The sequence below is a fragment of the uncultured Alloprevotella sp. genome, assembly GCF_963536905.1.
Classification (GTDB): domain Bacteria; phylum Bacteroidota; class Bacteroidia; order Bacteroidales; family Bacteroidaceae; genus Alloprevotella.
Map to the genome: position 1 here is coordinate 62,142 of NZ_CAUTBW010000001.1, position 24,212 is coordinate 86,353.

16 protein-coding genes and 1 pseudogene are annotated in these 24,212 nt (G+C 48.0%); 5 read left to right on the plus strand and 12 right to left on the minus strand.

Translation table 11 applies throughout. The features are described from left to right. Positions 1-394 precede the first annotated feature (394 nt). The 8 genes and pseudogenes from clpB to ABLA33_RS00255 form a co-directional block, all read right to left on the minus strand. Positions 395-2,995 (minus strand): ATP-dependent chaperone ClpB, encoded by a 2,601-nt coding sequence (clpB, locus tag ABLA33_RS00220; protein WP_347718764.1) that lies wholly within the window; start codon positions 2,993-2,995, stop codon positions 395-397. 178 nt (positions 2,996-3,173) lie between these two features. Then, positions 3,174-3,716, minus strand: a pseudogene (msrA, locus tag ABLA33_RS00225) (peptide-methionine (S)-S-oxide reductase MsrA); the annotation flags it as partial. Between the two features lie 12 nt (positions 3,717-3,728). Then, positions 3,729-5,222, minus strand: coding sequence for a sulfatase (locus ABLA33_RS00230; protein WP_347718789.1), 1,494 nt, complete (start codon positions 5,220-5,222; stop codon positions 3,729-3,731). 161 nt (positions 5,223-5,383) lie between these two features. Then, positions 5,384-6,802, minus strand: coding sequence for a phosphoglucosamine mutase (gene glmM / locus ABLA33_RS00235; protein ID WP_311489618.1), 1,419 nt, complete (start codon positions 6,800-6,802; stop codon positions 5,384-5,386). Between the two features lie 147 nt (positions 6,803-6,949). Continuing rightward, the gene (locus ABLA33_RS00240; protein ID WP_347718765.1) at positions 6,950-8,473 is read right to left on the minus strand and encodes a hypothetical protein; all 1,524 of its coding nucleotides are present in this window, start codon (positions 8,471-8,473) and stop codon (positions 6,950-6,952) included. A 16-nt stretch (positions 8,474-8,489) separates the two neighbouring features. After that, positions 8,490-10,073, minus strand: coding sequence for a DUF6057 family protein (locus ABLA33_RS00245; protein WP_347718766.1), 1,584 nt, complete (start codon positions 10,071-10,073; stop codon positions 8,490-8,492). Positions 10,074-10,769: 696 nt separating this feature from the next. Continuing rightward, positions 10,770-11,909, minus strand: a complete 1,140-nt coding sequence (locus tag ABLA33_RS00250; RefSeq protein WP_311489621.1) for an aminoglycoside phosphotransferase family protein — start codon at positions 11,907-11,909, stop codon at positions 10,770-10,772. 188 nt (positions 11,910-12,097) lie between these two features. Then, positions 12,098-15,850, minus strand: a complete 3,753-nt coding sequence (locus tag ABLA33_RS00255; protein ID WP_347718767.1) for a glycoside hydrolase family 2 TIM barrel-domain containing protein — start codon at positions 15,848-15,850, stop codon at positions 12,098-12,100. Positions 15,851-16,044: 194 nt separating this feature from the next. Between ABLA33_RS00255 and ABLA33_RS00260 the strand changes: the two genes are divergently transcribed. Further along, complete coding sequence (locus tag ABLA33_RS00260; RefSeq protein WP_347718768.1) at positions 16,045-18,339, plus strand: CotH kinase family protein; 2,295 nt, start codon at positions 16,045-16,047, stop codon at positions 18,337-18,339. 25 nt (positions 18,340-18,364) lie between these two features. On the opposite strand, the gene ABLA33_RS00265 is transcribed toward ABLA33_RS00260, so the two are convergent. From ABLA33_RS00265 to ABLA33_RS00280, 4 genes are all read right to left on the minus strand, one after another. After that, the gene (locus tag ABLA33_RS00265; RefSeq protein ID WP_347718769.1) at positions 18,365-18,778 is read right to left on the minus strand and encodes an RNA-binding S4 domain-containing protein; all 414 of its coding nucleotides are present in this window, start codon (positions 18,776-18,778) and stop codon (positions 18,365-18,367) included. A 1-nt stretch (position 18,779) separates the two neighbouring features. Then, on the minus strand, positions 18,780-19,343 hold the full coding sequence (pth, locus tag ABLA33_RS00270; protein WP_347718770.1) for an aminoacyl-tRNA hydrolase: 564 nt from the start codon (positions 19,341-19,343) through the stop codon (positions 18,780-18,782). A gap of 128 nt (positions 19,344-19,471) precedes the next feature. Continuing rightward, the gene (locus ABLA33_RS00275) at positions 19,472-20,077 is read right to left on the minus strand and encodes a 50S ribosomal protein L25/general stress protein Ctc (RefSeq protein WP_311489626.1); all 606 of its coding nucleotides are present in this window, start codon (positions 20,075-20,077) and stop codon (positions 19,472-19,474) included. 287 nt (positions 20,078-20,364) lie between these two features. Next, positions 20,365-20,619, minus strand: coding sequence for a hypothetical protein (locus tag ABLA33_RS00280; protein WP_347718771.1), 255 nt, complete (start codon positions 20,617-20,619; stop codon positions 20,365-20,367). Between the two features lie 418 nt (positions 20,620-21,037). On the opposite strand from ABLA33_RS00280, the gene nusB reads away from it, so the two are divergent. From nusB to coaE, 4 genes are all read left to right on the plus strand, one after another. Next, positions 21,038-21,967 carry a transcription antitermination factor NusB gene (gene nusB / locus ABLA33_RS00285; RefSeq protein WP_347718772.1) on the plus strand — a complete coding sequence of 310 codons (930 nt, stop codon included), beginning with the start codon at positions 21,038-21,040 and terminating at the stop codon, positions 21,965-21,967. A 131-nt stretch (positions 21,968-22,098) separates the two neighbouring features. Then, positions 22,099-22,422 carry a preprotein translocase subunit YajC gene (gene yajC, locus ABLA33_RS00290; protein ID WP_315089525.1) on the plus strand — a complete coding sequence of 108 codons (324 nt, stop codon included), beginning with the start codon at positions 22,099-22,101 and terminating at the stop codon, positions 22,420-22,422. Between the two features lie 140 nt (positions 22,423-22,562). Then, on the plus strand, positions 22,563-23,555 hold the full coding sequence (locus ABLA33_RS00295) for a YbbR-like domain-containing protein (RefSeq protein WP_347718773.1): 993 nt from the start codon (positions 22,563-22,565) through the stop codon (positions 23,553-23,555). Then, positions 23,548-24,174 (plus strand): dephospho-CoA kinase, encoded by a 627-nt coding sequence (gene coaE, locus ABLA33_RS00300; protein WP_347718774.1) that lies wholly within the window; start codon positions 23,548-23,550, stop codon positions 24,172-24,174. The genes ABLA33_RS00295 and coaE overlap by 8 nt, the downstream gene beginning before the upstream one ends. The last annotated feature ends 38 nt before the right edge of the window (positions 24,175-24,212 follow it).

Here is a 24,212-nt window from a genome sequence, read left to right on the forward strand (position 1 = left end):
GCTGCCCATCCTTTTAGCCAGCTTCATCTGCTGTTCTCCTCAATTTTTTACGAAGATAAGTTTTTCTTAGCTCGATTTCCTATTTTTCTTCATCTAAATATCTATTTTTTTATTTTAGCGACTCTTTTTCTTTTCTTTTTGCTCCATTGATTAGCCTTTTCTATTCGAAAATACAATAAAGCTGTCGGCCAACACCCTTATTGTGTCAGCTGACAGCCTTATTGCGTTCGCCAGCATCCTTATTGGACAGACGAAAAAAATAGGACTATTCTACGCCCTCTCTCTTGCTCTTTCGATTTTGTGAGATTCTCGCCTGAAGAAACTGAGAAGTTATTTTACAAAACATAAAAAGCCGCGACAGGAGATACTGTCGCGGCTTTGAGAGTATAGAGCCTTACTTGTTTGTGAAAGTGAGGTGGTCGCCTTCGGCTTGGGCCGTTATCGGGCGACTCTTGTCGATGCTTCCACTCAACAGAGCTTTGCTTAAATCGTTGAGCAACAACCGCTGGAGCGCACGCTTCACGGGACGCGCACCAAACTCGGGATCGAAACCAGCTTCGCTGATGAGCGCGATGGCATCGGGAGTAACGGTGAGTTGTACCTCCTGCTCGGCGAGTCGGCGGATGACGGCTTCAACTTGCAGGCGAACAATGAGTTCGATTTCGTCCTTCTTGAGCGGCTGGAACATGATGATATCGTCGATACGGTTCAAGAACTCGGGGCGGATGGTCTTTTTCAGCATCTCCAGCACTTCGCTCTTCGTTTCCTCAAGGATGTTAGCCTGCTTAGCATCGGGAAGTCCGCGCATAGCCTCGAACTTCTGTTGGATGAACTGGCTACCGAGGTTGGAAGTCATGATGATGATGGTGTTCTTAAAGTTGACCACACGGCCCTTATTGTCGGTCAGGCGGCCGTCGTCGAGCACTTGCAGCAAGATATTGAACACGTCGGGATGTGCCTTTTCAATCTCATCGAAGAGTACCACAGAGTAGGGCTTGCGCCGAACAGCTTCTGTGAGTTGTCCGCCCTCTTCGTAGCCTACATAGCCCGGAGGTGCACCAACAAGGCGACTGACGCTGAACTTCTCTTGATACTCTGACATATCGATACGCGTCATCAGCGTTTCGTCGTTGAAGAGATATTCGGCAAGTGCCTTTGCCAGCTCTGTCTTACCAACACCCGTAGTGCCCAAGAAGATGAACGAACCGATGGGGCGTTTGGGGTCTTGAAGACCTGCCCGACTGCGGCGAACAGCATCGCTTACGGCCTGTATGGCTTCGTCCTGTCCGATGACACGTTTGTGAAGTTCGCTCTCCATGTGTACCAGTTTTTCGCGCTCGCTTTGCAGCATTCGGCTGACGGGTATTCCTGTCCAGCGGCTCACTACATCGGCGATATCGTCGGGCGTCACTTCCTCCTTGATAAGAGCTTCTGAGCCTTGGCGCTGATGGAGTTGCTTCTGGATGGAGTCGATTTCATCCTGCAACACCTTTAGTTTGCCGTAGCGAATTTCAGCAACTCGCTCGTAGTTGCCTTCACGCTCAGCGCGCTCAGCCTCAAACTTGAGTTGCTCCATTTGTTTCTTGTTGTCCTGAATCTTGTTGAGTAATTCGCGCTCGCCTTCCCACTTTGCGCGGAAGTCCTTTTCGCGTTCCTCCAATTCAGAAATCTCCTTGTTGAGGGCAGCAAGTTTCTGCTCGTCGTTTTCCCGCTTGATGGCCTCCCTTTCAATTTCGAGCTGGCGCAAGCGTCGTGTGATTTCGTCGAGCTCTTCTGGTTGAGAGTCGCGTTCCATTCGCAGTTTTGCGGCAGCCTCGTCCATGAGGTCTATGGCCTTGTCGGGAAGGAAACGGTCGGAGATGTAGCGATGAGAGAGCTGGGCAGCGGCAATGAGAGCATCGTCCTGAATACGCACCTTGTGGTGGTTCTCATAACGTTCCTTCAGACCGCGCAGAATGCTGATGGCGTCCTCCACACTTGGCTCGTCCACCATGACAGTTTGGAATCGGCGTTCGAGTGCCTTGTCCTTTTCGAAATACTTCTGGTATTCCTCCAGTGTGGTGGCTCCGATGGTTCGGATTTCACCACGTGAGAGAGCCGGCTTGAGGATATTGGCAGCGTCCATGGCTCCCTCTCCTTTGCCAGTGCCCACAAGGGTGTGGATTTCATCAATGAAGAGGATAATCTCTCCGTTGGAGTTGGTCACTTCATTGACAACACTCTTGAGACGTTCCTCAAATTCGCCCTTATATTTTGCACCGGCCAGCAGTGCACCCATGTCAAGACTGAAAAGCTGCTTGTTCTTCAGATTCTCAGGAACGTCGCCACGAACAATACGTTGTGCCAAGCCTTCAACTATGGCTGTTTTACCCGTACCTGGTTCACCGATGAGGATAGGATTATTCTTGCTTCGGCGGCTCAAGATTTGCAGAACGCGGCGAATCTCCTCGTCGCGACCAATAACGGGATCGAGTTTGCCTGTGCGGGCTTCGTCCACGAGGTTGCGGGCGTATTTGCCCAGTGCCTGGTAGGTGTCCTCGCTCGAAGCAGAGTCGGCTTTGCGTCCACCGCGCAATTCTTTGGTGGCAGCAATCAAGCCATTCTCTGTGACGCCTGCATCGTGTAGCATCTGGCTGGCCAAACCTTGGGTTTTAAGGATGGCGAGCAGGAGAGGCTCGAGGCCTACGAATTGGTCGCCATCTTTCTTGGCTATATCTGTTGCCTTGGTCAGAGCCTCGTTGGCGTCGCGGTCCAGATAGGGTTCACCACCGCTCACGCGGGGCTGATTTTGGAGTTCGCGGTCCACAACCTGCTGCAAGGCATTGCTGTTGACGCCCATCTTCCCGAAAAGGAATTGTGTGACGTTTTCCCCCACTTGCAGGATACCTGCCAGGAGGTGTACAGCCGTAACAGCTTGTTGCCCGCCGCTTTGTGCACGGTTGACAGCCTGTTGTACGGCTTCTTGTGCTTTAATTGTGAAATTATCGAAGTTCATAACTTTTTATTTTTATTATTTTGCCACACAATAAGACAAAGGCCGCGCCAAATGGAATAAGGGTGACATTTTGTCAGAGGTTCGTACAAAATAATACAAAAAACATCCGCCAGAGTGAGTGGCGGATGTTGATGCGGAGAGCCTATGAATAGGCGGATTAGTTGTCGATACGCTGTGTTTCGCGAGCCATTTTCATGAGCTCGGGGGAGATATGACAGTAGCCACTTGGGTTCTTGTCGAGGTAGTCTTGATGATATTCCTCGGCAGCATAGAAATTCTTCAGTGGCATTACTTCTGTGGCAATCGGATCAGAGAAAGCGAAACTTTCCTCGGCCACGGCGTCCTCTATGATGGCTTTGTCGGCTTCGTCCTCATAGTAGATTCCTGTTCTGTACTGTGAACCTTTGTCTGCTCCTTGTTCGTCGACCTGCGTAGGGTCGATCGTCAGGAAATACATACGGAGCAAAAAGAAAAGAGGAACTTTCTTCTCGTCATACTCCACCTTTACGGTTTCGGCAAAGTGGGTTGTGTCGGAGCAGACCTCCTCGTAAGTTGGGTTTTCCGTATTGCCGTTGGCATAGCCCACGGTTGTATTGACCACTCCGTGTATCTGTTTGAAAAAGTGCTCAGTGCCCCAGAAGCAGCCACCAGCTAAATAAATTGTCTTCACTATTTTGTTTGTCTTTTGATGTGCTAATCGCGAGCGGCAGACCGCGCGGATTAGCACTTTTCTTTATTTCAGTTGCGATTCAATAGGGTCACGATATTGCCCTTGTAGGCGATGAAGCTCCTTGCGAAGTTCCTTCGTGATTTTTTCCGTACCAGGCTGACCATAGATATTATTGAGTTCGTGCGGATCATTCTTCAAATCGAAGAGTTCCCATTCGTCAATGTCATTGTAGAAGTGAATAAGTTTCCAGCGGTCTGTACGTACGCCGTAATGGCGCTTGACACTGTGTTCAGCAGGGTACTCGTAGAAGTGGTAGTAAATACTCTTGCGCCAATTCTTCGGGTGTTGTCCTTTGAGCAATGGCAGGAGGGAAACGCCGTCCATATCGGCTGGAATCGGAGCTCCCGCCAAATCGAGGAAAGTTGGGGCATAGTCGATATTTTGTACCATCTCTTTGATTTCTCCGCGGCCTTTAAATCCAGCGGGAAGGCGCATAACGAGCGGCGTGTTAAGGCTCTCCTCGTACATGAAACGTTTGTCGAACCATCCGTGTTCTCCCATGTAGAATCCCTGGTCGGAAGTGTAGACCACAAGCGTTGAATCGAGCAGGTTGAGGCGTTTGAGCTCATCCAGTACTCTACCTACGTTATCATCGAGGGACTTTGTCACTTTGGCGTAGTCGCGCATGAATCGCTGGTACTTGAATTCGGCCAACTCGCGCCCAGAAAGATTGCGCTGCTTGAAGTCGGTTGTAATACTGTCATAGAAGCAGTCGTAATCGGCACGGTCGCGTGAATCCATGCGTCCAATCATGCTGAGGTACGAATTTGTCAGACGTGTGGCTGCTCCAGGGGTGTAGATTTTGTCATCATATACAATGTCCATATCGTGAGAGGAAGCGATGCTCATCTCTTGAGCTGCTGCTGCGGCTCTGCCTTTGTAGTCGTCGTAGAAAGTCTCGGGCACTTTGAACGTCTTATCCTCGTATTCGTGGAGATACTTGATTTCGGGCAGCCAACAACGGTGACAAGCTTTATGATGGATGAAGAGCGCAAAAGGTTTGGACTTGTCGCGCTGGTGCTCTAACCAGTTGATGCTTTTATCTGTGATGATGTTGGTGATGTATCCTTTCTCTCGCACAGTGTCGTTCTTCATCGTGATGAAGTCGGGGTTGTAGTAATCACCTTGTCCTGGAATGATGTTCCAGTAGTCAAAGCCAGTGGGCAGACTGATAAGGTGCCACTTACCGATGAGAGCTGTTTCGTAGCCGGCCTTTTGCAGAAGTTTCGGCATGGTCTGTTGCGATCCGTCGAAGATGCCGTGCTCGTTGTTGGTGAAGCCGTTGTTGTGAGAATGTTTACCCGTCAACATGCAAGCGCGTGAAGGACCCGAAAGAGAATTTGCCACGTAGGAATTAACAAACTTAACGCCATCGCGGGCAATGCGGTCTAAGTTGGGAGTGGAAATATGGCTCTTGTCATAGCAAGACATCATTTGCGCCGTATGATCGTCGGTCATGATGTAGACTATATTGTAGCGTTGAGCAGCTGCAACCATAGGTAGCAAAGAGAGTAGGGCTACAGCTTGGGTTTTCTTTTTCATAAAGCGGGAGATAAGGGTTATAAAAAGAAAGGATTGTGAAAATTAGAGAGGGGTATATACAAATCGACGCGGGGAGTATGCCTTTTCAGAGACATACTCCTCGCGTCGGGTAGTATTTAGGCTTTGTCAGAACCGGCGGCTTGCTTGTTCATCGTTTTCTCAACGATGTCAATGAGTCGCTTACCCAAAGCATCGGCTTCCTCAATGGTGTGAGCCTCTGAGAATATGCGGATGATGGGTTCGGTGTTGCTTTTTCTGAGGTGTACCCACTTGTCGATGGTATCAATCTTCAGACCGTCGATTTCAGTAAGGTTCTCTTTTGCGAACTCTTTTCTAACTTCAGCCAGAATAGCGTTGAGGTCTGTTTGGGGTTGCAAATCGATACGGTTCTTTGCGATGGCGTAGAGCGGATACTGTGCTTTCAGCTGCGAAGGCGTTTTGCCCGACTTTGCCATATAGGTAAGCATCAAGGCAATACCAACTAATGTGTCGCGACCATAGTGGGCTGCTGGATAGATGATTCCGCCATTTCCCTCGCCGCCGATCACGGCGTTGGTTTCCTTCATCTTCAGCACGACGTTAATCTCGCCCACAGCAGAAGGGGTATACTGTCCACCGTTTTTCTCTGTCACATCGCGCAGGGCACGGGTGGACGAGAGGTTACTAACGGTGTTTCCTTTCGTGTGTTGGAGAACCCAGTCAGCACAAGTAACAAGGGTGTATTCTTCTCCATACATTTCACCGTCTTCTTGGATGAAAACCAAACGGTCTACATCGGGGTCACAAACAAAGCCGATGTCGTAGTGTTTTTCTTTCATCACGCTGCAAATCTCATTCAGATTTTTGCGCAGCGGTTCAGGATTGTGAGCAAACTGTCCGTTGGGCTCACCATTCAGTATGTCATAAGTCACGCCCAGCTGGTCGAGAAGTTTCGGTAGGATAATGCCACCCACGGAATTGATAGTGTCGAGACAGACGTGGAACTTAGCGTTTCGAATTGCTTCTACATCTACCAGTTCCAAACCTTTGACCATATCAATATGGTATTGGTCATAGATATTTTTTTCTTCGTAGCTTCCGAGTTCATCTACATCGGCGTAGACAAAGGAACGTTCATCGTCGGCCAGACGAACCACCTCTGCTGCCTCAGCTGGGGGGATAAATTCTCCAAGTTCGTTGAGGAGCTTGAGTGCATTCCACTGTCGGGGATTGTGAGAAGCCGTCAGGATGATACCTCCCACAGCGTTTTCAGCAGGAACAGCTATTTCTGTCGTTGGAGTAGTGGCCAGGCCGATGTTGACTACATCGAAGCCCAATCCCATAAGAGTGCCGCAGACACAGTGGCTCACCATTTCTCCTGAAATGCGCGCATCGCGTCCTACGACAATTTTTTTCTGTACTTTTCCGCCAACTTTTGCAGCACGGAGGGTTGCATACGCTGTTACAGACTTTACAATGTCGAGCGGATTAAGTGTATCTCCAGTGTGGCCGCCGATGGTGCCGCGGAAACCAGAGATAGATTTTATGAGTGTCATTTATTTTGAGTTAGGTTTTAGTTTTCTTGATAGACAGCACAAAGTTAAGAAAGTTCAGAAGAAACTGCAAGAAGTTTTTCTAAGAAATGAAGCCTATAGATGGCAATTCTCCGCAAGAATTTCTGGGTTCTTGCGGAGAATTGGAGATTATTTCCCAAGTGGCGAATATTCCACTTTTTTAGTGTGTTTGTCATCGTAGACTGCTTCGCGTATCTTGTCGGCCGATACTTCCACCTTTGTTCGTGTGAGTTCGGGAACATTGAAGCTCTTGAGTAATAGTTTGTTTTCTTCTGGGTCGGCCTGTGGTAGGACGAAAGCTTTGTGGGCGCGGCCTTCCTTATCGAAGTAGGCAATAAAGGGGCGCGTGTAAGAGCCGTCCATGCGCCGACTGCTAAACACAATCCAGCGGCCGTTGCTCGACCATGTGTGATAGCTGTCTACGTCAGGGCTGTTGGCTTCCGTGAGAGGGCGAATCTCTCCGGTCGTTAAGTCTTTGATCCATAGGTCGCTTGATTTGTGCCAGATGTGGAACTGGCCGTATTTTCCGAGAGTGAAGAGCAAGTATCGCCCATCGGGACTGACACGCGGAACACTTGCGCTGAGGCCCATACTTGTGCAGTCCACCTCCAATTGTGGTGGTCCGAACCGGCGGGTCTTCTCGTCGAATGTCATACTATATATATTATAGCGCACAGAATCGTGGCGTTCCAATATGCGATTGATGGCCAGGCTATCGGGCAGTCCTTTGAAATCGGGCACATAAGCGTCGCAATAGTAAAGCTTCTTACCATCGGGAGCCCAACAAGGGAATGTCTCAAAATGGTCGTCGGTTTTGAAAATATTTGAGAGCTTGTTGTTGTCTGCATCATAGAAAACGAGGTCGCTGGCATAGTCCACCACTTCTATCTTATTCTTATTGATCATGTGAAAAGCCTGTCCCGTCTTGTTGCTGGAGAAAACCACCCAGTTGCGTGTTGGGTGCCACGTTGGGTATACGGTGTTGGCCAGTGTAGAGTCGGTTTTCATGTTTAGCTTCTCAATCTTTCCATTCTCTATCAGCATTGTTCCGCCGTGTATGGCGCGAACGTGGAAGAGCATGCGCTTCGTGTCGTAAGCCTGATAGTTGTGGCAGTTGATGCAATGGTTCTCCTTTTCATCAAACGTACGGTTGTTTTCATAAATCGGCGTTTGTTCGAAGTTTTCCAAATCGCGCTGATAGATGCCCAGTTGGCGATAGAGTTCGTAGCTGGGTTCGATGAGGCGATAAGAGAGATATTTGTCGATAGGCTCTTTGGCTACATGGATAACATATTTCGGGAAACTCACCCACTGGCCGTTACGCTCAGCATAGAGTTCCACGCTCAAGTCGCGCCCCTTGTTGGCCGTGAGCAGCTTGCGCCATTCGGTGCTGTCGAGGATGAGTTTTCCATCCTCATTACCCCCTGCCACGAGCTGCACGCCTTGTCCTTGGATCACTCCTACAAAGTTGTCGCCCTTTGCTGTCACCTGGAAATTGAGTGGGGCAATGTTGGGCGGAATGGTGATGTCGCGGTAGTCGGGGTATATACCTGCCACCTCCTTCACGGGGGTGGCATTTTGAGGAATGCTCACCTCCTTGGCACAGGAAGCAAAGGCAAAGAGCGCGAGCAAAAAGAAATATATTTTTTTCATAATTCAGCTGAGCAATTTAGTTGACCTGTCCTTTATTTTTACGGTTGTTGTCCACATTACCTTCATTGTTTTCGCAGAAATAATAGTAGAAGTAAGTGCCCAACCAATCTTTTTTCAGGTTGGCGCGTAGAGCCTCCTTATCTTTAGTATAAGGTCGGGCCGCCATGAGGAAAGATTGGAGGTTGGCCATAATCATTTGGTTCACTCCGTACTGCTTTACCACGTCTTGATAGCCTTGCTTGATGGCGAGACAGGCGAGGGCCTCTTGCATGGTTTGAGAAATGGGCATCCCGTTTTGCATCATAAAATTTACACGTGGGAGCAATGCTACCAAGTCTTTGGAATAGAGACACGCTGCAGCCGAGGTGATGAGCGTTTCGTTGGAACCCCTGTTCACACCGAGATTGTAGCCCAAGAACACAGGCTGACGATAGTTTTGTTCGAAAAGGTCCTCTTTCGGGAGAAACTTCTTGACACCAGCCAACTCCGAGTCTTCATCGATGAGCTTAGGATTGTTGAGCATCGGCTCATAGCGATTCACAAAAGTTTGCTCAAACGGCACGTGTTTCAATATATCGAGGTATTTTTCGGCCAGCTCTTTCTCGCCAGTCAGGATGGCGCAGAGCGCACAGCGCTTGAGGTTGCGCGTGGTGGGTCCGTCCATCACGATGCGTTCAAAGGCATAGTGGTAGGCTGGTTGCACGAGTCCCGCGGCAAAGTCGCAATCCGCCTGGAGCAGTCCATACTCTTCGCTGCCGTCCATCTTTTTCAGACCAGCATCGGGATAGTCGTAGGGGATTTCAAAAAGGCGATCCAAGAGCTGATCGGTGCGGAGCAACGCTATAGCATGGTAGGCAGCCACGGTGCGGGTGGGGCGGCGTGCCGACATAGCATCATCGATCATTCCCTCCCAGTCCTGCTCCATCATCTTGTTCTGCATCTTAGCTCCGAGAATATCGTTCTGATGGCGATACATGGCATCGGCGTAGAGCCCCACGAAACCAGCAACGGCCAATAGGAAACCGATGCGTAGTCCTTTGTTGCTTGTCTCGGACTGCTCTTTGCCCCGGCGGAGGAAACGCACAATTTGTGCCACTACGACGAGGACCACCAGTGTGAAGAATGGAATGAGCATCAAGCGGCTCGGTTCGGCTTTGTAGTAGAGATTGGTGCCCAGTTCAACAATGTAGGTCATGATGGCGATGGGCAGAAGGAAGGCTATACCCCGCCAGCGAGCAGGGATACGGAAAATGGCATCCAATTGGCAGGCGATGGCCGTGAGGAGAGCGGAGAGAATGAGACCGCCCACCCATTTCGATTTGAACACCACCATCAGATAGCGGCCGAACCAAAAGAGATGGCCGAAGGGCGTATCGGTGAGGAACTTCATAGATGTGGCATCGCTCACCACAAAGGCATCTTGCTGTGCGCGCACAAAGACATCGCCATAGATGAAAGTGCAAAAAACGAACAACAACACGAAGCCGCAAATTTTGATAAAGGGATTCCAACAAAACTGTTTTTTAGACTTCATGGCCTTTGTTGGCGTCTGCTTTGCAGGGGCTTTGTGTTGCGGCTTGTAAGTTTTTTTGTGTGACATTATCAAGGTATATGATTACTTTGCTGACAAAGGTACAACTTTTTGCGGATTGGTCTTGCGGTTTCTATGTTTTAGCCGCGAAGAGGAGAGCTTTTGGCCCACGAAGTTTCACGAAGGAGGCGAATGGACACGAATTTTCTTTTTCGATAAGTACTCACAAATGAGATATTGAAAATATAAATTCGTGCCCATTCGCCTTATTCGTGTCCATTCGTGGGCTTAAAGCCAAAGGCAGCATATCTCTCGTAAAGAATCTTCGCAGTTTTCGGTTCTCAAGAATGGCGTAAAAATCAGCGGAAGATACGGTGGCTTATTCCGTCCCTGCCTGCACGGACTCATTTGATAAGGTTGTTGGCAGATACAATAAGGTTGTTGACGAGTATCCTTATCGCGTTGGCTGACATCCTTATTGTGTGAGCTGACAGGATAAGGAAAATTTTGAGTGGAGTGGTATTGAGAAATGTGGCTACAATACTGCAATGCCATTTCTGGGTGAAGATTTTCTGAAAAACGAAGGTGCGGATGTGTGTTGAGCATCTAAAAGAGAATGAAAGAGCTGCGTTCTCAGTCTCTTTTAAGAAAACTACTTGTCAAGTTTTTGGGCGAGAAGGCGCTATTAAGTACATGAAAAAGGGAACTTCCAATCTGTGGAAATTCCCTTGTATAGAGATAATGTGAAGGCATGAAGCCTTGTTTTTATACCTCAAAAGTGTTCAAGAGGTTGTTGTACTGACCAGCAGGGCCACGCTGACCCACCACTTGCTTGATGAAGATTTCCATTTCCGTTTCGTGCTGGTCGGCGCTCTCAAAGAGTTTCCACTGTGCGCGAGCACGCACTAAATTGTGGTCGGCATACTGTGTCTTGTAATATACATCGCCGTTGATGTAGTCGATGAGGAAGCGCACAGATTGCATATAGGGGAAGAGCTTTGCGGCGTAGGGGAGATTTTCTATTTCAACGGGAGTGAGGAATACGCCTGCACTGTGGAGGTAGCCCTTAGCGAAAGCTTTGAAAATCTCAATATTGAAATTCACATTGTCCAGGTTCGGGTCGTCCTCTTTACCTGTGTTGGCAGCGGAACGTAGGTAGTCGCCAAAATCAGAGAAGATGAAGTTGGGCATAACCGTATCGAGGTCGATGACACAAAGCACCTTGCCGTCTTTATCAAAAAGGATGTTGTCTACTTTCGTATCGCAGTGGCAGATGCGTTTCTTGAGTTTGCCTTCGCGCTGCAAGCGTTCGGCTTTTGTCATCTCTTCAGCGCGTTCCTTAATGGCTGCGATGAGATCACGCACATTGTCCACGCGGCCGCTACGGTTCTCCTTTGCAGCTTCTTCGAGTTGGTGGAGGCGGAATTCGAGGTTGTGGAAATCCTTAATGGTCTCGCCCAGTTTTACAGGGATATCTGCCAGCCAGCTCTGAAACTGTCCGAACGTTTCGCCTACGATGAAGCTCGTTTCGGGAGTGACCTCCGTCATGCTCGTAGTATCGGGGATATAGACCATAAGGCGCCAATATTTCTCTCCATCGAAGTAGTAGTATTTTCCATCCTTTGCCGGAATGAAACGCAGGCACTTGCGTTCGATGTCCTCCGTGTGGTTGGCCTCCAGCTTTTTGCGGATATGGTCGGTGACGTGGATAATGTTGTTCATCAGCATATCAACGTCGGGGAAAATCTTGTTGTTGATGTGTTGCAGTACATAGTCAGGATCTTCGCCCTCTGTGGTGACTTTGTAAGTAGTGTTGATGAGTCCGTTACCAAGGGGCTTCACGTCAATCACGTTGCCTTTTACATCGAATTGGGCTACAATGTTGAGCAATTCTTTTTGTTCCATAGATTTATAGTTGTATGTTTTTGTTTATGTATTCTGTTTCGAAAACGCAAAGAAAGTAATTTTATTTCACAAGGGCAACACAAAATAATAAAAAGGGAGTGCTTCCACACAGCTGGAAGCACTCCTTTGCTTACTTTGAGTTGTTCATCGGTCAGGAAATAGAGAATCTGACCGTGAAAGAGATGTTATTAGAATGCTACTTTTTTGCCATTCACGATATAGAATCCTTTGCTTGTATTTGTTACGCGGCGGCCTTGTAGGTCGTAGATGATAGTTTTTGCAGCATTGGTATTCATTGCCATGTCTTGAATGCCTGTTTCGAGGCCTTTGAGCGGTGTGAAACGCAATTTATAAGTGTATGTGCCACTGCTTGGGCAGAGATACTTGTTCAGTGTGCCTGCACCGCAAGAACCATTGCCGAGACCTTTTTGCATATAGTCGAAATGAACAAAAACATCGCGCTGACCAGTGGGCAAGTTCCACATGTGGCGGTTTGCCTTCAGCGTGGCATCGTCATAATGAAGAGCAGAGAAAGATACTTGGCCTTCGGTCTCTACTTTGACGCCGTTGCCCTCATCATCGGATAAGGTGAGATAGCGCAAGCCTTCGTGGTTGCCAGTGCTTTGCGGACGAGCGTAAGCTTCAAGCTGCTCGCTGACGGTGGACTGATAGAGTCCGAAGAAAGAACCTTCCTTACGGTCTACATAGTTGGCCAAAGGACCACGTGCGTAGTAAGTCAGATTTTCGAACGAGCTGGGGAAACGCATACCCATACCGATGCGGCGGAGGTTGGCAACAATCGGAGAGAAGGAAGCCTCCAAATCGACAACGCCATTAGCGTAGACAGTGTAAGTGAAGACGTAGGGGCAACGATTACCTTGAACGTTATACTTAATAGTAGCAGAGAGACTGTCGGGAGCCACAGTGACGGTCCACGTTCTATCGCCGGTGCCTGTAGCCTGATTGTAGTTTTCAGGATTTCCGTAAGGCTCTTCGTTCTCTATGTAGCGATAGTGGGCAAGTTCGGGACCTTGAGCCGGGATAATGATGTTTTGACCATCGCTCTTCCAAGAGCGAAGACCACCACTGCGCGTGAAGACGATAGTGTTCTTTCCTGTATTGAAGGTGACGTCGTAAGCAGTCTGCTTCACCTGCATCTTGTTGGTTATGTTACGAACAGCAGGGAGCGCAGCAGGGCGAGCCTGTAATTGGTCTTCGAACGTTACCAGTTCGTAGCCAGCATCGCACCAATCGGAAGCTTCGTTCAGGCAAAGAGCGAGTTGGAGGAAATATTCGTGGCCTGTTTCGAGTGTAGTAGTATAAGGTACATTGACCGTAGTGCTTTGCAGCGGCTGGCAGTTGAGAGCCGTAGTTCCGGATTCTACTGTTTCTCCGTCCTTCAATACTTTCCATGCGAGTTTGAAGGCATTAAGATTGAGCTGCGGGTAGTTGTTTGTCAGACGGTAGTATTTTGTGGACATCTTCTTGAAGTCAACGTACTGATACACCTTCTTCACTTCTGTGAGTTCGGCACTCCATGAGCGGTCTGCGTTGAGAATTCCGTTGTTCACAAAGTTTCCTTGGTGAGGGCCGGGTTTGTCGTAGCCACTGATGTATTTAGGATAGCCATTCAACGTTGTTGTCTTAGCTTTGATGTCGTTGGCATCGTAGATACTTTGATCTACCCAGTCCCAGATGCAACCACCGAGGCCGTAGTTAGAACCAATGATGACATCCCAGTATTCGCGGAGATTGCCCACCGAATTACCCATTGCATGGGCATATTCGCAGAGGAAATAGGGCTGTTTGCGCCAGTTATTTGCCGCAAGTCTTTGCACCTCATTTACATCTTTGTACATCACACTCCAGATGTCCGTACCAGCAGTGTTATCATTGGTACTTCCTTCATAGTGGATAGGGCGATTGTTATCAAAGGCCTTTACGACGTCATGGATTGTTTCAAAATTACTAAAGCCGCTAGACTCATTACCAAGACTCCAAATGATGACAGAAGGATGATTGTAGTCGCGTCGTACCATTCTCATCACGCGGTCCTGCATTTGTGGCAACCAAGAAATTCTTCCTGCAATAGCACCGCTGGGATTGTGTAGATTATCATTCCAGTTCTTGTGACATTCAAGGTCTGCTTCGTCCACAACGTAAAAGCCGAGGTAGTCCATCATCGCCATCATTTTTGCTTGGCGAGGGTAGTGGCTGGTACGCACAGTGTTGATGTTGGCCTTTTTCATAAGGGTCAAGTCCGTCCACATAGTGGCAACGTCGATGGCACGGCCCAAAACAGGGTGCGTGTCCTGCGTGTTGACACCTTTGAGATAGGTACGGTTGCCGTTCACAAAGAATTGGCCGTTTCTGAGTTCGAGAGAGCGGAAGCCATACTTTGTGGCAAATGCTTCCTCTTCGTTGCTGCCGTTGAGCTGGCTCACGATGAGCGTGTAGAGGTTTGGAGCGTCTGGCGACCATAGTTTAATGCCGCTGAGCTGGCCCAGGCTGATGGTGTTCTGCTTGATGCTGTCGCCTGCTGCAAAGGTGATGGTGGCTGATTGCGTAGCCACTTCAGAACCAGAGGGATCGAGCAGCGAAAGACGTACAGTGCGGTTGCCAGCCACTTTAGAGGGGTTTGCCATGGTTATGGACACGTTTGGCGTTGCAGTGCGATTACGCGCATTTACCTCAGCGCTGATGAGGTGGTCCTCAATGTAAGTCTTAGGTGTAGCATAGAGATATACATCGCGGTGTATACCTGTCATGTGCCACATATCTTGTCCTTCAAGATAAGAGGCATCGCTCCATCGAATGTTCTGCAAACTGATGTTGTTTTCTCCCGAGCGCACGAAGTTTGTCACGTCAAATTCGCTGACGTTATTGGCTTCCTGCGTGTAGCCTACATACTTGCCGTTTACCCAGATATAGCTAGCACCGTAGATACCATCGAAATGGAGCACTACTCGCTGACCTGCAAATTCGGCGGGCAATACAAAATTGCGGCGGTATGAAGCAACGGAGTTGGGAACATTACTGTTCATGTTGATGTAAGGAGGATTGTCGCTGAACGGATACTGCACGTTAATGTACGTAGGCTGTCCGTAGCCCTTCATCTCTAAGCAAGAGGGCACAGAGATAGTGTCCCATGCAGACGCATCAACGTTGTCGCCGTAGAAATCCTCTCCTGGACGATTGTTGGTGCCTTCCTGCCATTTCAGATTCCAAACTCCATTGAGCGACATCCAGCGTGCGCCTGTTGGATCGAGCCACGGTTTGGCGAAGCGCTCTGTGTCAGCCTTCAGTTTAGCTGTTGTAGCGTAGGGGAGGTAAGTGGCGTGAGCTGGCTCATTGTTGATGCGGAAAATTTTCTCGTTTTCCCATTCCTCTCTGTTTGAAGCAACGCTCGGCACCTCAGCAAAGCGGAAGTGTGTTCCTGCAGCTGTAGCATCGCTACTATTGACCAGCTGATCGTTAGAGCCGCTACACAAATAATAATAAGTACCTTGGTATTGTGTCCGCAACTGGTAGACACCATTGGAAGTATCCACGCTAACGAGTTCTATTTGCTGATTAGGATTTGTTGGGTTGGAACTCCACTGAAGAGGGTACTTCTTGCTGTTGAGAGCCATGTCGATAGCACTATTATAAGCGTCGCTCGTAATAATGTATTTCTTCGTGCCTTTCAAATTGTCGGGCTGTTCAAAGCGCCAAGTGCGCGCAGTGGCTGAACAATCAGAGAAGGTGTTTAGATAAAGTCGCGCATCATTAGCACCGTTATCCCAATTGGTTACAACGAGCTGCATGCTCTCGTTGTAAATGGCGTAGCATTTTCCTGCCTCAGGTTGCGCGCCGTAAGTTTGCGCCTGCATAGAGAATGCAGTGGCAGCAAAGAATCCCATGGTGAGGAGATTCTTTAGCTTCGGTAAAGAAAGATTCATTTTATTGTTGTTTCTGGTTCGTTTTATGTTGCAGTTTGCGGGCAAAGATAAGAAAAAAATACAAGCCAGTGTATCTTATCTTCTTTTTTACTTACATTTGCAGCTGCTAATTATAGATAGCAAAATAGACTTAATGTGTTTTTAGGTAGAATAAGCTGAATTTTTAAAGTTATCCCTTTGATAAAGATGAAGATATGAGGAAAGTATTACTCTTTATGCTCTTTTTTGCAGCGCTGTCCGCAATGGGGGCTGTCCAGTTTAATGAAACGACGCGTTATCGTTTGGTGTGTAAAAAGTTCGGCGCTGGCGGCATAGGAATAGGTGCATACCACGGGAGCACGGCTTTAGTATATTATGACATATATGCTCGAGCGGCAACGGCGGATGCTTGGTGGTATATCCGTAAGAATGGTAACGGTTATACTTTTCAGAATGCTGCAACAGGACAATACCTCTACCACGAATCAACGCGTGAGGAGCAAGTGGCCAAAGGCCTTCGCCTGTGCAATGCCGTCACCTCCGACAGTGTGCGTTGGAGGTTGATAAGCAAAGATTCCTTTTTTGAAATTTCTAACAAAGCTGTCCCATCGCAGTATATCAACTGCCGTACCGATGGCTCTTACCTTGTTGGAACTTATTACAATGCAGATGATAACGGACTTTTCGAGATTTTCGACGAGCAAGGCCGTCAGGTCAAGGACGATGAGCAGCCCGAAACGTTGCGCACTCCTTTGTCGGGTTATGTAGATATGTTTCGCTTGAACAATAAAGACCTTGTTTACGACAGTCTGAGCGGAAGTTTCTTTTTCTCTGCCCGCAAGCGCTATCGTGACGGTCGCGACTTTTCAGCAGCGGTAACGTTGTCCGCGCAACCAGGTGTAACGCTGTCGCTCGACGGACAAGAGCTCTCGGACGGCGGAACTGTTACAATCCACGGCATAGACTGTGGAAAGACTTACCCTATTGTTGTAAGTCGCAACGGGAGTGTGGTAGCCTCCGGTCCGCTTCAGATGACGTTTCTTCCCATTGTTGAAATGAATGTTTCCTCAACCAATCAGAACTCTTACACCCGCGGCTCCATCCGCGTGACAGATCCTGGTGTCACTGGATACGATTCTATCTATGTGGCCGATTTTCGTATCCGTGGCGCTTCGGCAACCAACTATCAGAAGAAGTCGTATGCCGTTAAATTGTATGATGCTAATGGTGAATCGAAAAATGTAGAATTTCTCGGTAAACGTTCTGACAACAATTGGATTTTAGATGCAATGGTGATTGATAAGGCTTGTATGCGAAATCGCCTTTCTACAGATTTGTGGAAGGATATCCACACCGAACCATATTACGCACAGTTTGAGAAAAAGAAGATTCGACCCTACACTCGAGGCGAATTCGTGGAAGTGTTTCTTAATGGTGCCTACCACGGCCTTTATTGTATGACAGAGAAGATAGACCGTCAGCAACTGCGCTTGAAGAAGTCGGAAGGCGACACTATACACAGCTTGCTCTATAAGTCAGGACAATGGAGCTACGAAGTCCTTTTTGGCCACGAACTGGGCTATCCTTCTACAACAGGCAGAAAGCCGGCTTATTATAGTAATAATTATGATTCTTGGCGTGAATGGGAACTGAAATACCCCGACTTGAAAAAAGGCGAGAAGATTGATTGGGGACCACTTTACAATGCTATCAATTTCTGCGCTACTGCTTCTGATGTCGAATTTGAGAGAGGTATTGAGTCTTATCTGGACCTCCCCGTTTTGCGCGATTATTATCTCTTCCTCGACTTGCTTTTTGCCTACGACAACGATGGTAAAAATATGTATTATGCCCTTTATGACTTGCAGAAGAATAATGGCCAGAAGCTGACGATAGTACCTTGGGACCTCGATGCCACTTGGGGGCGTAGTTGGGATGGTACTAACAGAGACCAGGGAGATCCTACGGCCGATTGGTCGGTAGTGCGCCGCGCTTATACTGGAGGTCTTACCTACTACAACCGCTTGGAGCAAAGTCCTTATCTTAACTGGTCACAAATGCTGGCCGACCGCTATGCCGAACTTCGTTTGTCGAAGAAGATAGATGCTGATAGTTTGGTAGCGCGTATCACAGAATACGCCACACTCTTTAGCGACAGTCGCGCCGATCAGCGTGAAGGTTCTTATTGGGCTATGTATCACGGTGGAATCCAAAAGGACGTGGAATATATGAAGAAGTGGATCAAGGCTCGCATCCCCGCGCTCGATAGAAAGTATAATTTCGACCCTACCACCTCTGGGCTGCGCCAGGTTTCCGATAAGTCCTATGTGAGTGCAGCCGGCGGAGTAGGTAGCATCATCTTTAGTAGTAGCGCGCCACAAATGGTACAAATCTATACCATTGATGGCCGCCTCTATCGCACCGTTCGTCTGACCCAAAGCGTAGAGACCGTCGACGATATTCCTGCAGGCCTCTATCTGACCGCTGGACAAAAAGTGTTAGTACAGTAAGTCTTTTCTTCCTAAAGAAGGGGCGTCAGTCATCGTCTCCGTCTTCCATGAAACTGTCGTCAAAGGCAACAGGAATCATGAAGTCGTCGATGGCACGGCGCTCCTTTTTTGTAGGCCGACCCGTGCCGCGAGCGCGATCAACGAATCCGCTGATACGGCTCATTTCGAGCATCTCATACTGTTGCGGGTCAGTGATATTTTCCAATATATCGGGAATGAGTTTTGCTCCCACACGTTTCTCGATGGCTTGCTTTACGCGAAACGTGTAGGTCACTGGTGGCTTGCGCACGCTCACTATGTCGCCCTCCTTCACCGTTCGTGCTGGCTTGGCTGCGGCATCATTGATTCGTACGCGATTATTCTTGCAAGCATCAGCAGCTATGGTGCGCGTCTTGAAGATGCGAGCTGCCCAGAGCCATTTGTCCAATCGTGCTTCCATTTTATTTCTTGTTGTAATTATTCATAGCGAAGTCGATGCCGCTTAATGCGAAGGCCTTGATGGTTTCGCAGGCTATGCCAACACGCTCGTCCATAGCGGCTAAATCCTCTGCCCCGAACTGACCGAGTACAAAGTCCACCTGTCCACCGCGCGGATAGTCGTTGCCAATGCCGAAACGTAGACGAGCATACTGCTGAGTACCCAGTTGCTGCGTGATGCTTTTCAAACCATTGTGGCCTGCCTCCGATCCAGAGGGTTTTAGGCGCAGTTTGCCAAAGGGGAGAGAGAGGTCATCTACCACGATAAGCACATTCTCCAATGGAATATTCTCTTTGTTCATCCAGTAGCGCACAGCATCACCGCTGGCGTTCATATAGGTGGAGGGCTTTAGCAGAACGAGCATCTGATTTTTCACGCGCATCGTTCCAACAAAGCCGTAGCGTTTGTCCTCAAACTGCATTCCGGCCGACTTGGCCAAAGCATCGACTACGCGGAAACCTATATTGTGGCGTGTGCCGTCGTATTCATCTCCAATATTGCCGAGACCAACGATTAAGAATTTCATATTATTTCGTTTGTTTGTTCACTTGTCCCGAATTGTTGAGGGAAAGTCTGAAAAAGCCCGGAACTCCATGAGCTCCGGGCTTAAATATGTTCTTTGTCTTAACTGACAGAGTAATGCTGAAGCTAACCTTATGCACCAGCCTCGGCAGTAGCCGTAGCGTTACTCATGGCAGCACGTGTCATCTTAACGCTGACAACGTTCACCTCCTTCGGAGTAACGAGTTCGAGCTTATCGAAGCTCAGCTCGCCAACCTTGATGCTCTTGCCGAGCTGCAAATGTGCAACGTCGATAATGAGCTTCTCGGGAATATCCTGATAGAGAGCCTTTACATTGATCTTACGAATCAGTGTAGTCAAGCGGCCACCGGCACGAACACCTTCTGCAAGACCCTTAGTCTGGATGGGCACACCGATAACGATGGGACGCTCTTCGTGTACCTCAAGGAAGTCGAGGTGAAGGATATTGTCCTTAACGGGATGGAACTGAACTTCACGGATGATAGCCTTGTGATCTTCGCCGTCAATGTTGATATCGATGAGGTAGATGTGGGGAGTGAAGATAAGCTTGTTAGCTTCTTTCTCTGAAATAGTGAAAGCGATAGCTTCAGGGTTGCCATTAGCGTCCTTCTGCAAACCGTAGAGGTTACAAGGAATCAGACCTTCGCGGCGTACTGCCTTCGTTGCTTTCTTACCTAAGTTGGCGCGCTTTGCACCAGATACAGAAATCTGTTTCATTTTTCTTGTTTGTCTTTAAATGTGTTACTCTAAATTAATTGCTTAATTCGCCATCGCACGGGGAGCCTCCCTTTTCGTTGGGCTCTCGGACAATTTCCGAATCGGCCGCGAAGTTACCATTTCTTTCTCGAATGGCCAAATGGGGCTGTGGCTTATTTCTGTCAGCGTATATATATAATGGAGCGTTGTTCCTGTATGTTGTAAATATTTACGTAATTCTATGGACTCGAGAATGCGATAAAATCCAACTTGTTTATGTACAGTCTGAAATAACGCATTGTTGAGGCTTATTGTTTCCTTATTGTGTATTCTTTGAATGGGCTTGTAAGGGTGGCTTTTATAAGAAAGATGGCGGATAAAATAAGGTGATTTGTAAATGCAATAAGGCTGTCGAGTAGCGCAATAAGGAAGCCGCTCAACGCAATAAAGCTGTCGGCTGACAGAATAAAGAAATTCTTGAAAACACTATGCTTTTTAGTCGTTTCATTCTGTTTGCTGTCGAGTTTCTTTGGAAAAATCTGAGGCGGGATGGCAAGTGTCATTCAGTAGGCTCCTTTTGTTCATTGGTGTCTGCCTGCGAGTGGCTTTTTTCCTTTTTCGCTCTTTCCGTCGCTTTGACGTGAGGTGGTACATCTTTATTGTGTTCCTTTTTCCTCCTTGTTTCATTTTCTATTTTGTGAATCCTGACTGTCAATAAAATTGATCTATTTGTTGAACTTTTTGTTGTCATGATATTTTAGTGCCTTCTCTATATAGGTAGCCCTCATGTGTGCTACCCCTTTAATCACTAAACCACGGCAAAATAGTTCTCTTCTATGCCTGTTATTGCACTCTCTTAGCACTTTCTTTGGAAAAGTGAAGCATTTATAAGGAGATTTTGACTTCTCGCCTTTTGTTTTTCTCTCCGCATTTTGTATCTTTGCAAACGTGTTAGGGCTCTAATGCCACACAGCGATGATTATGATAAATCGAGAATTGATAAGGCTGAAAGTGGTTCAGCTAGTGTATGCGTTTTACCAGAACGATGGTAAAACATTGGATGTGGCCGAGAAAGAGTTGAAGTTCAGTCTTTCTAAGGCTTATGAACTCTATAAGTATCTCCTTTCTATGCTTGTCGATCTGAAAGCTTATGGAGAACGTAGAGCGGAGTCGAGTGCGGCTCGTGCAGAACGCTTAGGAACAAAAATAGGCGGTCTGTCACCCGATAGGCAATTTGCTGATAACAAATTCCTTGTGCAGCTGGCTGACAATACAGCACTGGGCGAATACCGAGAGAAAAAACAAGAATGGCCTGAGGAACCAGCTTTCGTGAAGAAGCTCTATACCACTATGATTGAGAGCGAACTCTATCAGAACTATCTGACGAAAGAAGACTTTAGTTATGAGGCCGACCGCGAACTGATACGTAAGCTCTACAAAACTTACGTTTGCAATAATGAGGATTTTGATTCGCTCCTCGAAGAACATAGCCTCTATTGGAATGATGATAAAGAAATCGTTGATAGTTTCGTCATGAAAACCATCAAGCGTTTCAAGGAGGATAGTACTGCTGAGCAAGAACTTCTCCCCGACTATGCTGCCGTGGAGGATAAAAACTTTGCAGGAACTCTCTTCGTTGAAACATTGAAGCGAGCTCAGGAAGTTCGCCAGCTTATTCGCGAAAATTCTAAGAACTGGGAGTTCAACCGCTTGGCTTTCATGGATGTTATCATCATGCAGATAGCTTTGGCCGAAATCCTCACATTCCCGCAAATCCCGCTGAGCGTCACGTTCAACGAGTATCTCGACATTGCTAAAATCTACAGCACACCAAAAAGTGCAGGCTATATCAATGGACTTCTTGACCATGTGGTGAAGTCGCTCAAGAAAAAAGGTGAACTGATGAAGTAAAAATCCTTGGCGTCTTCCTCTTCTGAGGTGATGCGCCAAAGGATACCACGCTTCTTCCTTTTCAGCGCTGCGGAAAGAAAGCAAAAGCAGGAAATATAATTAAAATTGAAAACCATAACTTAAAAACCTATATGACTACTCCAAATTTAGTTCTTCTTCAGGGCGCTCAAGCTGGCGATGGAGGAATGGTGTCCATGCTCCTCATGATGGCCCTTTTATTTGCCATTGTTTATTTCTTCATGATTCGCCCTCAAAACAAGAAGCAGAAGGAAATCCAGAAATTTCGCGATGCTCTGAAGGCGGGCGACGATGTGGTAACGATTGGCGGAATCCAGGGAACCATCAAGCGCATTGATAACGACACGAACACCATCATCCTGAACGTGGCTACAGGCGTTGATATCCGTTTCGACAAGAGTGCTATCATCCCGAAGGGCACTAGCAACAATCGATAAATAGGGGAACCTCTCAGAGCTCCCTCCATCTCCCCGCGAAGGGGAGGGCTCAGCGTCCTCTTTGAAAGAGGAAACGGAGCGCTCCTCTTCAGCGAAGGATGGAGGGGCTTTTCGATTTTTTTCTTATTCTTTAATCTCTGATGGAAATATCCTCTCGAGCAAAGCAACTTCTAAAGTTGGGCATCGCTAAGGTTTGGAACAAGCAGTTTCTGACCTTTCTGTTCTTTTTGGCATTAAGCACCACCTTCTGGGTATTTACAAAACTCAATGATACCTACCGGCGCGACTATGAAGTGCCTATCCGTCTTGTCCATGTCCCTAAGAATGTGGTCATCACCTCCGATCTGCCAGAGTATATCCATGTTTCCGTCACCGACAAAGGCTGGGGGCAGCTTGCTTATGAGTATGGTGGCTCAAAAAATCCTATCACCGTTGAGTTTGCCACTTATGCCGGTAGCAACGGCTACGGCTCTGTTCCCGTCACCGACTTATCGCGCCAAATTCTGGCCCAATTGCCAGCAGGCGCATCTCTTTCGGGCTTGCGCCCACAATCGTTGGAGTTCTATTTCAATTATGGTGAGCGCAAGCGCGTTCCCGTTCGTTTCAAAGGCGATATAGATGCAGCTAATCGCTACTATATTTCATACATCCACGCCGTGCCTGATTCTGTAACGGTGTATGCACGTCGTAGTATCCTCGATACGCTAACGGCCGTGACCACCAAAGGTGTTTATCTGCGCAATGTTTCTGATACAACGACGATGAATGTTGAACTTCAGTCTATCCCTGGTGTTAAATTTATTCCTAATAGAGTTAAATTGAAAATAGGCGTCGACCGTTTGGTGGAAAAGACTGTCCAAGTGCCGGTTCAGCAGGTGAATTTCCCCGCTTCAAAGGTATTGCGCACTTTCCCTTCCAAAGTGAACGTCACCTTCCAAGTAGGCATGGCCATGTACAAGCAAATCACAAGCGATAGTTTTGTATTGGTCATCAACTATGAGGATCTGCTCAACAACCCCACTCCGCGCTGCCATCTCAAGTTGAAAACCATTCCCAACGGTATTCGGCAGGTGCGCATCTCTCCTTCTGATGTAGAATATGTCATAGAGGAAATTCCAACAACCGATGAGTAACCGACCCTTTAGTGTAGCTGTGACAGGCGGCATAGGTAGTGGAAAAAGCTATATCTGCCGCCAACTCGCAAATGCAGGCTTCCCCGTGTTCTATTGCGATGAGGAAGCACGACGCATCATTGTTGCCGATGCCGATGTGCGGCAGCAACTGACGGACTTGATAGGAGAGGAGCTATACACGCCAGAAGGAGTTTTGCAGAAGTCGGTTCTCCGCGCCTGGCTCTGCCGCGGAGCAGAGAACGCGACCCGCGTGAATGAAATTGTCTGGCCCAGCGTGGCCAATGCTTTTAAGGTGTGGGTCACTCAGCAAGTAGCTGAGTTGGTTTTTATGGAATGTGCGCTGCTTTTCGAGAGTGGTTTTGACCGACTTGTCCATCGCAAAGTGATGGTGAGTGCTCCCGATGACGTGCGCCTTTCTCGTGTGCAACAGCGTGATAATGTTGCGCTCGAAACCGTCCATAAATGGATGGCGCTCCAAATGCCCGAATCGGAAAAAATTGCTCGTGCAGATTTTGTTATCTCCAACGACGGCGTCACTCCGCCCAATCTCGATGGACTTCTCCAGCAGCTGTTGGCAGAAGCCTCAAAGGAAGCCACCGCCAACAGAAGTATGCACTAAATTTCTCCAATTCCAGAAATATATATATCTTCGCAAAC

What these genes read in the sequence shown, in the direction of transcription:
- ABLA33_RS00260 (WP_347718768.1), top strand. Translation starts at nt 16,045, where the DNA reads ATGAGGAAAGTATTACTCTTTATGCTCTTTTTTGCAGCGCTGTCCGCA.
- clpB (WP_347718764.1), bottom strand. Translation starts at nt 2,995, where the DNA reads ATGAACTTCGATAATTTCACAATTAAAGCACAAGAAGCCGTACAACAG.
- ABLA33_RS00250 (WP_311489621.1), bottom strand. Translation starts at nt 11,909, where the DNA reads ATGGAACAAAAAGAATTGCTCAACATTGTAGCCCAATTCGATGTAAAA.
- pth (WP_347718770.1), bottom strand. Translation starts at nt 19,343, where the DNA reads ATGAAATTCTTAATCGTTGGTCTCGGCAATATTGGAGATGAATACGAC.
- coaE (WP_347718774.1), top strand. Translation starts at nt 23,548, where the DNA reads ATGAGTAACCGACCCTTTAGTGTAGCTGTGACAGGCGGCATAGGTAGT.
- ABLA33_RS00275 (WP_311489626.1), bottom strand. Translation starts at nt 20,077, where the DNA reads ATGAAACAGATTTCTGTATCTGGTGCAAAGCGCGCCAACTTAGGTAAG.
- ABLA33_RS00245 (WP_347718766.1), bottom strand. Translation starts at nt 10,073, where the DNA reads ATGTCACACAAAAAAACTTACAAGCCGCAACACAAAGCCCCTGCAAAG.
- ABLA33_RS00295 (WP_347718773.1), top strand. Translation starts at nt 22,563, where the DNA reads ATGGAAATATCCTCTCGAGCAAAGCAACTTCTAAAGTTGGGCATCGCT.
- ABLA33_RS00265 (WP_347718769.1), bottom strand. Translation starts at nt 18,778, where the DNA reads ATGGAAGCACGATTGGACAAATGGCTCTGGGCAGCTCGCATCTTCAAG.
- ABLA33_RS00240 (WP_347718765.1), bottom strand. Translation starts at nt 8,473, where the DNA reads ATGAAAAAAATATATTTCTTTTTGCTCGCGCTCTTTGCCTTTGCTTCC.
- ABLA33_RS00230 (WP_347718789.1), bottom strand. Translation starts at nt 5,222, where the DNA reads ATGGTTGCAGCTGCTCAACGCTACAATATAGTCTACATCATGACCGAC.
- nusB (WP_347718772.1), top strand. Translation starts at nt 21,038, where the DNA reads ATGATAAATCGAGAATTGATAAGGCTGAAAGTGGTTCAGCTAGTGTAT.
- yajC (WP_315089525.1), top strand. Translation starts at nt 22,099, where the DNA reads ATGACTACTCCAAATTTAGTTCTTCTTCAGGGCGCTCAAGCTGGCGAT.
- ABLA33_RS00280 (WP_347718771.1), bottom strand. Translation starts at nt 20,619, where the DNA reads ATGACACTTGCCATCCCGCCTCAGATTTTTCCAAAGAAACTCGACAGC.
- glmM (WP_311489618.1), bottom strand. Translation starts at nt 6,802, where the DNA reads ATGACACTCATAAAATCTATCTCTGGTTTCCGCGGCACCATCGGCGGC.
- ABLA33_RS00255 (WP_347718767.1), bottom strand. Translation starts at nt 15,850, where the DNA reads ATGAATCTTTCTTTACCGAAGCTAAAGAATCTCCTCACCATGGGATTC.